Below are 14,079 nucleotides of genomic sequence, written 5' to 3'. Positions count from 1 at the left end.
GGATGAGCGACGAAGATGGACTCCAACGTTAATTACGCAGACCGTGCATGATCGGGAATCTGATGGGCTCTGGGATCCGGCAACAAGCCCGCCGCTTGAAACCGATCCATCCAACCAAAGGGTGAGGTGGTCCGCAGCCCGGCTGTGGCCGTCAACACTTGATATTGCAAACGCGGATTTTTATCCATCGTTGTGAAGACGCGGTCCCGCAACATCCCCAGGAGAGGATTTCCGGTATTCCAAAAAAAGACCTCTTCATCAGCCAGACGTTGCAGCATGGTGACCTGAGGACGCCGTTGTGATTCAAATGCCCTAAGATTCGATGCCGACCAGTTTCCCGTCCGATGACAATCATCAAGAACCTCCGCGAGGGTAACCGCGTCTACCATCGCTTGCATCCGTCCCTGGGAGGCATGCGGATTCATCCCATGGGCGGCATCACCCATGACCACCGCTCCATCCTGAACCCAGGTTTTCGCCCGGACCCGTCCGGTTCCCATATAGGCCGTCTGATTCCAATCCTGAAAGGAATCAAAGACCGTGGCAAGTTCCGGGGCAATGGTTTTCCATTTTTCTCGAAGGGCCGATACCCCATCGGCTTTAACCTGGTTCAGGGAATCCGACGAAACCATATAAAAGGCATAAACCTTTTGACCGGCGGCGGGGAAAATTCCCAGAATAGATTTTTTCCCCACATAGTACTGCGCTTCCTCCAATGATGTGGGTGATTCCAACATGGCCACCAGATAACTGTCGAGATACCGATGCAGCACCGTGGGTATGCCGAGCGCTTCCCGAACCTCCGAAAACGGTCCATCTGCCCCAACCACCACCTGAGCACCGATCGTAACCTGGTTGCCCTCAATATCTGCTTTGACACCTGTGATACGTGTGCCATTCCGGAGCAGAGAACGAAAACGTGCCCCATAGCGAAGTCCCAATGGATTCTCCCGTTTCAGCGCGTCGAGAATAGTGTGATGCACGACATGAGGCCACATCACCAAAGCCCGGTTAAAGGGCGGGGGCAACATCGCATAGTCAATCGTACAGAGCCGCGTTCCTCCGCTTCGACGGAAATGAAAGAATCTGACGGGTTTATAGGCATGAACCGGCAACTGGTCTAATAACCCAAGGCGCTGAAGGATTTCCTGCCCATTGGGTTGGAGAATTTCTCCCCGCAGCCCCTGCGGGGGACCCGCAGCCTGCTCCAAAACGATATTGGCAATCCCTTTTCGGGCTAAGAGAAGTCCCAGGACCGCTCCCCCGCCGCCGGCGCCGATGATCAGAACCTGTGTCTGTAAATCCATGACTAAGACCCTAGCAATAAACATTTGCCGCCGACCGGACCACCCGGGCGAGCGAGAAGCTGAAATTCACCTATGCCGATCTCAGAAACCGACCATGCTCCGGCGGGAATGGGGAGATCAGGTTTCGGAGAAAATGGACTGAAAGTGATCGTCAGCCTCTTCCCAGGCTGGTGGATAGGTACTCGACAACCATTGCCGAAGATACGATTTCTGTTCGGGGGACAACATACTTTTGATTTGGTGGGTCCGTCCTTGAAGGGGTTGAAGGAATCCAACCCCTTTTTCCGGATCTAACGTGGCCGTTCGAACATACACCGTCGTATAGACCAGTGGCTTGGTCTCATCGCCATCCCCTTGGAGCCAGACGGAAATATATTTATCCATTTGTAAGCCCGAACTATCCAGTGCCGGGTTCGTGTCATGAAACAACTCGTTTTCGGTTTGCTCCAGGGGCACCGCCCCTTCAGCTCGAAACAAAAAATTATGCTTCCACATGAAAAATTTCCTTTGGATTAACAATCAAACCAGGTATGATAGTGTCAAGCGCTTTACGACAATGTCAAGACAGATCATGCCATCATCCTCAGGCGGTTGTGTGCCGGAATTATTCGCGCAGGCTCATCACGGAAATTCAAGGCAAGACTAGATTAAATCCTGCAGGTTTATTATTCTTACGCTGTCGAAACTTAGGATGGATGGGTGGCCCGGACTGAATAGGGTATCGGCAGCAACATCCCTCTCCCGTCACAGCATAGACGATCATCTGATATCCACTTTCTATACATGGAGGTTCCACGAGTGAAGACACAAGCCAACTGGTTTATCATGATGTGCATTGTCAGCCTGGGAGTCGCCGGATGTCAGGGGGCAGGGCAGACAGTGAATTTTAATCCCCATGCCTTCCCGTCCACGATGAAGGCTACCCCCAACCATCACGAAGATCTGACCATTGTGGTTGAACCGTTTCAGGATAAACGGGCGCAGAAAACTCGTCTGGGTTCCCGCACACATTTTTGGGGAGGTGCGACGCATTTTAATGCCTGGAATGGGAATCTCGGCGAAGGCATGGCGGATCTGGCCCTGGAATACCTCCAACAGGAAAAATGGCAGGCCTCGCGGGCGACCGGTGCTGAACCCCCCGCAGGAAGTGCACCGGCCGATGTCATTCTGACAGGCGATATCTTGGTCATGGAGGCGAATGCAAAAACCGGATTCGGCTTTACGGATATTGAGGTTAAAATACGTGTGGCCTTTGAAGCGAAAAATGCGGTGGATGGCAGCACCGTCCGGATGGTGCTCGGTGCGAATGGAACCGACAGCGTGGTCACATTCGATCCTAAAGATGTCGAGGTGCTCACCAATCATGTCGCCAAAGACTTGTTCAATCAATTATTCCTGGATCTGACAGTCAAAGATCGGGCATTTCAATTAAAATCAGATAAATTATAAGATGACGGCTCTGTTGTTCTATCTCCCGTCCTCTCCGCTGCACAGGCAGCGGAATACGAACCCTTTTAACCTTCAGGAGGTGAATCGCTACTAAACCTCATGCAAGCCTCGACGGAGAAGGTACGGTCTCCGACTTCATCCTCAGAAGCGAACGTTCAAGGTCTCATGGACTATTTATTTTTTTTTACTGTCTTCATGGGTCGCTTCACTTGGAAAAGGAGTCGTTGATGGAAACTACCGGTACCGGACCCTCTGTCCCTCAGGCGAATATTTTAATTGTGGAGGACGAGGAAGGCCCGCGCGAGGCGCTAAAGGTCATTCTATCTCCCTATTTCAATCTCTTTACGGTTGATCGGGCGGAAATCGCGCATCAAATTCTCAAAACTCACCCCATTGATCTTGTCACCCTCGATTTAAAACTCCCTGATCAGTCGGGAAACGAACTCCTTTCCCAGATTCGAAAAGACGGGAAAGATGTCGATGTCATCATCATCACCGGCTATGGCACACTCCAATCTGCCATTGAAGCCATCCGCCATGGGGTGGCCGCCTATATCCTCAAACCGTTTAATGTGTCCGAGTTGCTCGCCACCATCAATAACACCCTCGAGCGCCGCCGCCGCTATTCCTCCCTGCAAGCCGCGCTTCAGGCGTTTGGAAACCTTTGGGCGTCCGGGATCGATGTCGAATCCGCCCTGGCCAATATTAAAACGCTGCTGGCCGCCAAACATCCTGAACTGGGTCAACATGGCAGCCGGGTAAATTTTTATGCCGCGCTGCTCATTGAACATCTCCAGTTAACCCCGGAGGAGCAGACGGCCATCCAGCTCGGGGCCTATCTCCATGACATCGGGAAAATCGGTCTGCATGATCACCTCATTGCCGGGTTGCATTCCCCGACAGAACAGGACCAGGAACTTCTCAAATGCCACCCCACCATCGGAGGGAAGATGGTAAAGGGTCTCCCATTTCACCCATGCGTCGAACAGATCATCCGCCATCACCATGAACACTATGATGGATCCGGCTATCCGGATGGATTGATCGGAGAACACATTCCCTTATCGGCACGCATTGTCGGCCTGGCCAATATTTTCGACCACTTCGTGACCGGCTATGGGTCTCAAACAGCGATGCCCGTGCCGGAAGCCCGGGAAAAAATCCGGGAGGAAGCGGGAAAGAGTGTTGATCCGAATCTGGCCGAATTGTTCGCCAAAGTCGTCTGGTAGCCAGACTGCAGGCGGGAGACACATGAGCCACCGTATGCCGGCCCCCGTAAGACACCATGACTAAGAACCGTCAAAAGACTCCAAAACCAATCAGCCCGGTGCAATCCGTCGAGAAATGGGAGCAGGCGTTTGATGCCCTGACGGATCATGTCATGATTTTAGACAGTTCAGGAACGATTGTCTGGACCAATCGAGCCATTCGGGACCAGGTCCAACCCCAAATCGGCCCGTTAGTGGGACATCATTACCGCATACCCTACTATGGAAGCACCATTCCCAAAAATCCTCCGCCCTGGGAAACGGTGTTAGCAGGGGCATTATCTGCGGTGGTGGAAACACAGTTCCCGACGATGCCCGGGGATTTCCTCGTCTCCTGCTATCCCCTCTTCGACTCCCTGGGCATTCAATGGGGTGCCATTTCGGTGGTCAAAGATATTACCGAACGCAAGCGGATTGATGAAGCGTTGCGGAAAATTGCCCAAAGCGATCCGGCTCCCGGCAGCATGGCGTTTTTGCGGTTTTTGGTGAGAGATCTCTGCCAGGCCCTGAACGTGCCCTATGCCATTTTGGCAGAATTGGAATCCCCGGCCCGGCCGCAGACCCACACGGTCGCCATTTGGTCCAATGGGACTTTCGGGGAAAATATGCCGTGGACGCCGCCTTCCGCGATTTTCGAGCAACTTTTGAAAGTCAAAGGATGTCATGGGGACAATTTGGACTCCCCGCTTTTTCCTCCGGACTCCCCGCTCGGTTCCTGGTCGATCATCAGTTATTTGGGAACGGCCCTCCGTGGCCGGACAGGACAAATTATCGGGATCCTGCTGGTCTTTAGCCCGGTGGCTATTCGCAACATTCATGTGGCGCAATCCATCATTCAACTGTTTGCTGCCAGGGCGGCGGGTGAACTGCAACGGAAAAAAGCGGAAGATGCCTTGCGGGATAGTGAGCAGCGCTACCGGGCCATCGTCGAACATGCCTATGATTTGATCATCGAAACTACCGCGACGGGTGAATGCCAGTACGTCACCCCGAATTGTCAAAAAGTCCTGGGCTATGAGACAGCCGACATACTAGGAAAAAACTTCTTTGACTTTATCCATCCCGAAGAACGGGGACCGTTATCCGAGTCGTTTCATTCTCATCTCAAGACACTGCAGGAAATAGATATGGTCTGCCGGTTGCAAACCAAACAATCCGAATGGCGATGGTTTGAAAGTCACATTCACCCTTTCCGGACCACCGTCGGGACGATCGTCGGCGTGATTGTGACCCGAGATATCACGGAATGGAAACGTCTGGAAGATGAACGACTCCGGGCCACTAAACTTGAGTCGGTCGGCTTACTGGCCGGCGGTATTGCGCATGATTTCAATAATATTCTCACGTCCGTGTTTGCCAATATCGGCCTGGCCAAAATGGTGACCGCAAAACAGTCGCCACCTCAGGGCGAAAAAGTCATTGAACGACTGGAGGCTGCGGAAAAAGCCTGTTTGCGGGCGCGGGATCTCACCAAACAACTGCTGACCTTTGCCAAAGGCGGCGCCCCGGTCAAAAGCACGACCTCTGTGGCCTCCATTATAACCGACACGGTGCAATTCGCCTTACGAGGTTCGGCCGTCCGGTGCACCACGCACCTCCCCGACGACCTCTGGGCGATCGAAGTCGATGAAGGACAAATCAGTCAGGTGATTCAAAATCTCGTGATAAATAGCGACCAGGCCATGCCGGATGGTGGCACCATCAGTGTCGTCGCCAACAATTGTCTAGTAGCCCCACAGAACGTGCTTCCCCTCAAACCCGGCAAATATGTCTGTGTGTCCGTCGCGGACCAGGGCATCGGCATCCCTGACGATCATCTTCAAAAAATCTTCGATCCCTACTTTACGACCAAACAAAAAGGGAGCGGCCTGGGCCTGGCCACGACCTATTCCATCATGAAACGGCATGGAGGGCATGTAGCCGTCACCTCTGCACTCGGCAAGGGCACCTGCTTCACCCTCTATCTCCCTGCCTCAACCTCCATGTCCGCCAAAAACGACGAAACACCCGAAAGCCTCGTGCAGGGCACTGGAAGAATTTTGGTCATGGATGATGAAGAAGACATCCAGGATGTGTTAGGGAAGATGCTCGAGCACCTGGGATTCGAGGTGGACTTTGCCGACGATGGATTGAAAGCCGTAGCGCTCTATACTCAAGCCATTCAGAATGGTCACCCGTATTTGGCCACCATCCTCGATCTCACCATACCCGGAGGAGTGGGAGGCAAGGAGACATTGCGCCTGATCAAGGACCATGATCCTGATGCGAAGGTCATTGTCTCCAGCGGGTATTCCAACGACCCGGTCATGGCCCATGCCAGCCAATTCGGCTTCTCAGGCTTTATTACCAAACCGTACAATCTTCTCGATCTGTCAAAAGTCCTAACTCAGATCGTCTGACAGATCATTCGATCAGGAAGATGGCGAGGAAAAATGTTGGGCTAGGGCTTGTGGGGGGATGATACCCTGTTCCGTAATAATACCCGCAATCAGGTCGGCCGGGGTCACGTCAAACGCCGGATTCCAGACGTCCACACCGTGTGGAGCAATCATCCGACCACTGTGCAAGCTGATCACTTCCGACGGGCTCCGCTCTTCAATGGGAATCCCGTTCCCATCTGCTGTCTGCATATCAATGGTTGATGAAGGTGCGGCCACATAAAACGGGATTTCATGGGCATGCGCTAAGACCGCCACAGAATATGTGCCGATCTTATTGGCCACATCGCCATTGGCCGCAATCCGGTCAGCCCCCACGACGCAACAGTGGATTTTGCCCTTCCGCATCAGGGCCCCGGCTGCATTATCCGTAATCACCGTCACGGGAATACCATCCTGCTGAAGCTCCCAGGCCGTTAGACGTGCACCCTGAAGGACCGGGCGTGTCTCATCGGCAAAAACCCGAATCTGTTTGCCCTGCTCCCAGGCGGCCCGGACCACCCCTAATGCCGTCCCATATCCGGCCGTCGCCAAGGCTCCGGCATTACAATGCGTGAGAATATGGTCTCCATCATGAATGATGGCGGCGCCAAACCTGCCGATGGCCCGGTTGACCCGAAGATCCTCCTCCAAAATCGCCAAAGCTTCTTCCTGTAATCGTTTCTGGATATCTTGAATCGATGACGTGGAGATATCCATCATCACGCGTGTCATCCGGTCAACAGCCCAGAACAAATTGACGGCGGTCGGGCGCGTGGCAGCCAGCGTGCGGCACACCTCCTCCATATAGGCGGAAAATCCCTCAGAGTGAGTTGCGGCATATTGCCTGGCCCCTAAGGCGATGCCCAGCGCCGCCGTCACCCCGATGGCGGGCGCGCCACGGACGCTCAAATTCCGAATGGCTTCGGCCACTTCCTGATACTCCGCACAATCAAGAAACCGCACGTCTCCGGGAAGGGCACGTTGATCCAGAATCACGACATGATTATTTTTCCATTCAACTGTGGGTATCATTCTCAATCCTTTCACGCAATATGTTCAAGCCGCCTCAATGGATGCATGGCCCTCCCGCCTTCTCTGAATGTCCCTCCCGGCACATCCGTCGGCACAGACCAAAAACTTATAAAGGACCGGGCACGCCGGATCGTCCAGCGTCCGGAAGAGCGGAACCCGCATCCTCCTGAGAGCCATTCAATAAATCATAAGGCAGGGTCAACGTATTTTTTAAGATATCAAACGCCAACTGTGCTAGACCGGTCAGGCCGGTTTTCACGGATTCCATGGGCAGATACTTGACCTCCGGATCACCCAATGGTCCGTCAATCGAAAACATCGCCGTGGCGAGACCTTTCCGATCTCCCGTAAAAATTCGTCCAAAGAGAGGAATATTTTTCAAGAGATCCGAATAGGCCCCGAAAGGACTGACGGCGGAAATCCCTTCAAGCCGGTCCTGCTTCCAATCATACATGCCTGCGGCAGAAACCTTCATGATGGGACTCTGGATCAACAAATCTTTTGTGGAAAACACACCGTCTTCTACGGTCAACTTACTGCTCACGGTCGTAAATGGAAATCCGGTCTCTTCAAGATCCACTTTTCCCCGAAGGACCTGGGGTAAATTCAAGAGCGCGAGAATGCGCGGAAAGATCGTCCCTTTTCGGATATAGCCCTCGCCGAGTGAAATTTTGATACTGCCGTTGAGAGTGGGAATGATGCCCCGGTCATCCCGCCCATGCCCCTGAAGCATGCCACGCACCGACAGGCTGCCGGTAATCAACCGTCGCTCTTCGCCAAAAAGACTCAAGATCTGTTCAAAAGGCAAATCCTTCGCTTGAAATGACGCGCGCATGGCGGCCGGCCGACCCTCCGGGAGATGGACAAAAAACCGCCCCCCGATGGTCCCATGGTCCGCCACCATCGATTGGACTTTATCCACGGAGACCAGGTTGTCATGAATCTTCAGCACGGCCGATAATTTTTTTCCGGAAAGCGTCTGGTAGGTCGGGCGTTCGATATGCACGGAACCCTCCAGGGAACCATGCGCCGCCAACCACTCGATCCCATCCCGGATAGCCGATCGTCCTTCTTTAGGAATCAGCAAATCAATATCAAATTGCGGCGAGTCAAACATGACACTGGCGATCGGTGTGGTCTTCCAGTTTTTCATAAAACCGGTGATGACGGCTTCACTATCCTTCAGGCGAAACTCCATGCGTTTCAAATCAAGCTGATCCTCATCCACTTTCAATCGAATAAACAAATTCGAAATGGGATCGCTGACCCCGCGAAGGGCCACCACGCCTTCGGTCAACGCCACCCAACCTTTGGTATTCCATTGGGTCCAATCGGTTCCGCGCCCGCTGCCTTTCAATTGCACCTCGAGAATGCCGGACTGGACGAGATCTCCCAAGACACGAATCCCCTCCGGCAGCACGCCCAAATACACCGGACCGGAATCAAACCGCGCTTCCCATGCCCATCTGACCTCCGAGCGATACCGGATGGTCCCCTGTCCGCGAAGACGAAGCGGGAGCATGATCAGTTCCACGCGTTCAAAATGCACACGGCTTCCGGGATGGAACTGGCCATCAAACTCAAGGCGTCCCTCCTGACCCGCCTGCTTCTGTAAAAGAGACGGCACATCCATGAAGGCCTCTCGCCCGTCAATCCACCCTTTCAGTTTGGGATGACGGATCGGCCCCGTGAGAGTGACCGAAGCCTGAAGCGGACCGGTGAGCCGCATCCCTGGTGAAGCCGCCCCTTTCCTGGAAACGGGGATGAGGTCCTCGCCGGCAAACCCGCCCTGGATGGTGAGGGGCTCAAAGCGAGGGGTCCCCTTGTACGCAATAGTCCCATTCAGCGCCAACGGATAGGCGCCCACGTTGCCTTGTAGACCTTCCAACACGGTACTCTCACGGGAAAAGGTAATGGTCCCGTGGCCCTGGGTAAACGGTTGAGGCAGCCCCGGAATCTGAATCACCAATCCTTCCGGTTTAAATTCGCCGTACTGAAATTTCAATCCAGGCGATTCCAACAAACTCCCGGCAAAACGCAGACGCAGCAGACCCCCGCCATCCGAGACCTTCCAGGCATTCAACAAACCGAAGTCGGATGGCGCTCCCAACTGCGTCACCACCTGGCGAACCTTTTCCGCGGGCACAGGCCCTTGAAGGCCCACATCCCCCCACGGGCCTGACTCTTTCAACAAGAAGACCCCTTCTGTCACTTCAACGGGAATACCATCATAGATGCCCTGGACCCCGGACAATTGCATGCGATCCGGTTCCACGACCACCGTCCCCTGGATATGATCGGTGGTGGGCCAATCGGGAATACGAACGTATCCGTCGGTTAATCGAAACGTGCCGGTGACCGACGTCTGCACATCCTCACGCGTGGACCCGGTCACACGAGCCTCGGCAATGTTCAGCCCTCCTCCCCATTCGCCTTTCTCCCATATCGGGAGCAGATCGTCCGGAATCCAGGTCTTGGGCAGGTATTGCCGAATCATGGCGAGGTCAACATTCGAGGAGCGCATGGAGAATCCCATCATCTGGTGCCCGTCTTCCAGCATTTCCGTGTTGGCGGAACCATCCAGATCTATAAACGAACTGGATAAATTAATATGAGAGAGGGAGAGTCGGGAGGTTTTCGCATTCTGCACCCAGGTTACCTGGGATTTGACCGAAAGCGTGCCGGGCATGCCCATCAGAGATTGGCCATTGGGCAGGTACTCTCCCAGTTGATGGATCTCCAGATGATCGGCCTTCACCTTGCCGTTGAATCTGATCTGCTCGAAACCTGCCGGCTCGCTGGCGATGGAGAGTGCCGGGGGCGCCCAACGGGCTTCGAGTTCTCCCTGGATGTGAAACGGCGCCAGTTCCTGCGTCTGCCGGATCTTTCCGGACAATTCGAAGGATGACGCCATAGAAGGCCCGTCATGAGTGGTGTCAGAGACGAAGGCCACATCCTCAATCACAAACCCGCGAACGATTTCACGAGGCGACTCATCAATGACGATAATTTTACCGTCCGTCACCATAATTTTCCCCAGCACCAGAAATTTCGTCGCCGACGCAATGGAAGAGTCATTGCTGGCATAGCTTAAAAACCGCCAATCCCCCCCGGCCTCACGTCGCAATTCAATCTCGGGAGACTCCACCAGAAATTCACGAACCACAATTTTCTTCATGAGCAACTGCCCGATCCCCAGATCCAAACTCATGGACTTCGCCCGAAACACCGCATGCGACTCAGGCTGTTCCTGGACCACAATGTCGGATACCAAAAAATGCGGAGAGGGAAATAAGGCAAAGGACGTATGCCCCACGGTCACATGCGAACCAAAGGTCTGTTGAATTTGTTGCAGCGCCAGAGTTTTCAGATAATCCGGATTCAAAAACAACGGCAGCACGATCAAGGCAATGGTCAGGGCCAGGGCCCCGAAGGCGCCCCACCAGAACATCTGTTTGCCGGACCATCGCACTAGCGTACCCTCTTCGGATGAGCTGAGACCCAAATCGTTGTGTGTGTGATGTAAGGGATAGGAATCATGAAAACTTGTCCTGCATCATACCGAAATCCATGCAAAATGTAAGAATACTTCCAATGCGCCAAGGACGAAGCCCATGGCGGGCGGTCCCTCATCAGCCACCCGTCCCATGTGGAGAGTGTTGAATAATAATTTCCAATGGCATATTGACGCATAGGCGGTTCCTATCAGGGACCCCGGGGCGGTTCAAAAAAGCATGCCCTGAGTCTGCCCGAAGGGTCCGTCCAGCAAGGCCGCGGTCATTTTTGCGCGCAGAGCGTACTTCCAGTACGTGAGGACGGGAAAATGGCGAGAACACCGCTGGCGGCTTTTTTCAACAGCCCCATGTGGAGAACGCCTTCGGTTTCTTGACACCTCCCCAGGCCTGGGATATCCTGCCCCACTGTTCAACACTACAGAATCCTTACGCTTTTCGTCATGAGGATTGTACCATTCTAGCCGTCGTGTCCCGGCCCCCATTGAAGTCCACCCACACCGTTCTCACCCGTACGCAAGTAGTCTCGCTGCTGAAATGGTACGACCAGCCGCATCCTGCCAGGCCCGATCGCATGCTTCCCGGGTATGACAAGGCGCATGCGCAGCGCACGGCACGCCTGTGTGTGGCCGTGGCCACAGCCTTAGGCCATCCACTCTCCCGCCTTCGTCAATTTGAAGCCGCCTGTCTGCTCCATGATATGGGGCGGGCCGGACTTGATCCCGTCCTGTTCGGACGGATCTGGTCGTGGGCAAAGGAACAGAAGATCCCGACCAGGCCACGGGAATGGCGGGCCCGCTATCCCGGCACCCCCTATGGCCTCGAATCTCAAGCCTTCATCGCACAAAATCGAGCCGCCTTACAAGCCCGCGGCCTCCCGCTTACCCCGGCGGTCAAGGATCACATCGATATGCGATTGGGATTTGCCCGACGCCTCCGCGCCTATCTCCGCCCGGTAAAAACCGCAATCGCCGCCATAGACATCCCCTGGTCTCCCTGGATGGAACGCATCATGTTGTACTATTACTATCCGGAAAAACTCGAACGCGCCGCCGCCTGGACCCACCAACTCGCGGAAATCCTCGTCGCCTGCGAGCAACTGGAAGCCTATAGCAATCACCGGCGGGGCAAAGATTATTACGGGCGCGCAGAAGAAAGTTTTCCCGCCGCCTTCGCCTATCTCCGTCAACTCACCGCTCAGCGGATCATCAGTCCGCAGGTGATGGATGTCATCTGCCGTCTCACCAGGGAAGGCTGTTTTACGACTATTTTACGGCAGGCCCGAGGGGGCACTCTATCAGCCGCCGATCAACAATTTTTACAAACCGTCTCGTGCTGAGCAGACCCATGGCCGTCATCACCCACTACCTCAACATTTCCATGACCGGCAATTCGACCATCGAAAACCTCACAAAGCCGGTTCGCGGCCTGCTCGCCGAATCGGGCCTGCAGGGTGGAGTGCTGACGCTCTTTGTGCAACATACGACGGCTTCGGTCATGATCATCGAAGATGAGCCAGGAATTCGTGCCGACACCAAAACCTTTTGGGACCGCGCCATACCGGCCGATCCGCAGTTAGAACATAATACGCGGAATGCCGGCGAAGATAACGGCCACTCCCACCTTCGCGGTCAGTTACAGGGGCCTTCGCTGACAATTCCCTTCGTAAATGGCGCCTTAACCCTTGGCACCTGGCAACAACTCGTCTTAATCGATTTTGATACCAGACCACGGACCCGAAATCTGGTTGTCCAATTCATGGGAGAATAGGCGCGGGAAAAAATTTCGTATGCTGTTGCACCCTACACCGCAGGCCGTCCGTTCAGACCGGATCACCGTCCGCGATCGAATCCACCGGCGGTGTGCAGAATGGCAGAAGCTTATTCTTCCCGTCGCGTTCGTCACAGGGCTCCTGCCGAATATCGCCATGGGAGAGGAGTTTGTCCCGAAACCGGCACGACCGGTTCCGGCCCTGCCCTCGTCTCTGCACCTCGTCGCCCAGAAACCGCTCGGTGCGGAAGAACTCAATACCATTGCCGTCTTTGAAAAAGCCGCGCAGGCGGTAGTCTACATCACCAATACGGCGGTGCGTCGGGATATCTGGTCGCTCAATACCTTCGAAGTGCCGCAAGGGTCGGGATCCGGATTCATCTGGAACCGCCTGGGACATATCGTCACCAATTACCACGTCATCTATGGCGCGGATTCCATACAAGTGGTGTTGGACGATCAATCCACCCGTGACGCGCGCATCGTTGGCGTCGACCCTGATCATGACCTTGCCGTGCTCCAGATCAACGGGAAGACCGACACCCTCATGCCCTTGGAGATCGGCACCTCCCAGGACCTTCGCGTCGGTCAACGCGTCTTGGCCATCGGCAATCCCTTCGGATTGGATCACACCCTCACCACCGGTGTCGTCAGTGCTCTGGGCCGGTCAATTAAATCGGTGAACGACCGCACGATTGAGAACGCCATCCAAACCGATGCGGCCATCAACCCCGGCAATTCCGGTGGACCCCTCCTCAATAGCGCAGGAGAACTCATTGGCGTCAACACCCAGATTGTCAGTCCCAGTGGAGCCTACGCGGGCATCGGCTTTGCGGTGCCGGTCGACATTGTCAAACGTGTCGTCCCCCAACTCATTCAATACGGAAAAGTCATTCGCCCCGGTCTGGGCGTCTCCCTCATCCCCGATTCCATCGCCGCCCGCTGGGGAATCAAAGGCCTCGTGATCGCCAAAGTCCTGCCGGGAAGTATGGCCGACAAGGCGGGCCTGAAAGGCTTAGAAGAAACCAAAACCGGACGGATTCGCCTGGGTGATGTCATCACGACTATTGATGGAGAAGCCATACGCACCTATGACGACCTCGCCCGACTATTAGACCGGCATAATGTCGGAGATCGCATCAAACTCGGCATTCGTCGCAGCGGCAAAGAACAAACCCTCTCCCTCCAACTCCAAGCCGTCCAATAATCCATCAGCCAGAATCCTCCTGCGTCAATACCTCCGGAGGTCCTCAACAAACATCCATCTTCTCATCTCAGTCCTCCTCGACATTTATAATCGAGCACCCATCTTCACATTCTT

10 protein-coding genes are annotated in these 14,079 nt (G+C 54.6%); 6 read left to right on the top strand and 4 right to left on the bottom strand.

Translation table 11 applies throughout. From position 1 onward, the window contains the following. Positions 1-32: 32 nt before the first annotated feature. Positions 33-1,307 carry an FAD-dependent monooxygenase gene (locus H6750_09290; GenBank protein MCB9774501.1) on the bottom strand — a complete coding sequence of 425 codons (1,275 nt, stop codon included), beginning with the start codon at positions 1,305-1,307 and terminating at the stop codon, positions 33-35. Between the two features lie 117 nt (positions 1,308-1,424). Continuing rightward, a complete protein-coding gene (locus H6750_09285; GenBank protein MCB9774500.1) occupies positions 1,425-1,802 on the bottom strand; it encodes a hypothetical protein in 378 nt (125 codons plus the stop codon). 303 nt (positions 1,803-2,105) lie between these two features. Between H6750_09285 and H6750_09280 the strand changes: the two genes are divergently transcribed. From H6750_09280 to H6750_09270, 3 genes are all read left to right on the top strand, one after another. Beyond that, positions 2,106-2,756: a hypothetical protein gene (locus H6750_09280; protein MCB9774499.1), complete on the top strand. Its 651-nt coding sequence runs from the start codon at positions 2,106-2,108 to the stop codon at positions 2,754-2,756. A gap of 227 nt (positions 2,757-2,983) precedes the next feature. Beyond that, positions 2,984-3,985 (top strand): response regulator, encoded by a 1,002-nt coding sequence (locus H6750_09275; protein ID MCB9774498.1) that lies wholly within the window; start codon positions 2,984-2,986, stop codon positions 3,983-3,985. A gap of 56 nt (positions 3,986-4,041) precedes the next feature. Continuing rightward, on the top strand, positions 4,042-6,423 hold the full coding sequence (locus H6750_09270; protein MCB9774497.1) for a PAS domain S-box protein: 2,382 nt from the start codon (positions 4,042-4,044) through the stop codon (positions 6,421-6,423). Between the two features lie 12 nt (positions 6,424-6,435). On the opposite strand, the gene mtnA is transcribed toward H6750_09270, so the two are convergent. Further along, entirely contained in the window at positions 6,436-7,476 is a 1,041-nt protein-coding gene (gene mtnA / locus H6750_09265) for an S-methyl-5-thioribose-1-phosphate isomerase (protein MCB9774496.1), read from the bottom strand. Positions 7,477-7,582: 106 nt separating this feature from the next. Further along, positions 7,583-10,948: an AsmA-like C-terminal domain-containing protein gene (locus H6750_09260; GenBank protein ID MCB9774495.1), complete on the bottom strand. Its 3,366-nt coding sequence runs from the start codon at positions 10,946-10,948 to the stop codon at positions 7,583-7,585. 413 nt (positions 10,949-11,361) lie between these two features. Between H6750_09260 and H6750_09255 the strand changes: the two genes are divergently transcribed. The 3 genes from H6750_09255 (at position 11,362) to H6750_09245 (ending at position 13,965) form a co-directional block, all read left to right on the top strand. Further along, positions 11,362-12,327, top strand: a complete 966-nt coding sequence (locus tag H6750_09255; GenBank protein ID MCB9774494.1) for a hypothetical protein — start codon at positions 11,362-11,364, stop codon at positions 12,325-12,327. A gap of 8 nt (positions 12,328-12,335) precedes the next feature. After that, positions 12,336-12,758, top strand: coding sequence for a YjbQ family protein (locus H6750_09250; GenBank protein ID MCB9774493.1), 423 nt, complete (start codon positions 12,336-12,338; stop codon positions 12,756-12,758). A 157-nt stretch (positions 12,759-12,915) separates the two neighbouring features. After that, on the top strand, positions 12,916-13,965 hold the full coding sequence (locus tag H6750_09245) for a trypsin-like peptidase domain-containing protein (protein MCB9774492.1): 1,050 nt from the start codon (positions 12,916-12,918) through the stop codon (positions 13,963-13,965). The last annotated feature ends 114 nt before the right edge of the window (positions 13,966-14,079 follow it).

The organism is Nitrospiraceae bacterium (genome assembly GCA_020632595.1).
In the GTDB taxonomy this organism is placed as follows: domain Bacteria; phylum Nitrospirota; class Nitrospiria; order Nitrospirales; family UBA8639; genus Nitrospira_E.
Note: the sequence above shows the minus strand (reverse complement) of the source record. Positions and strands in the feature narration are given on the sequence as shown.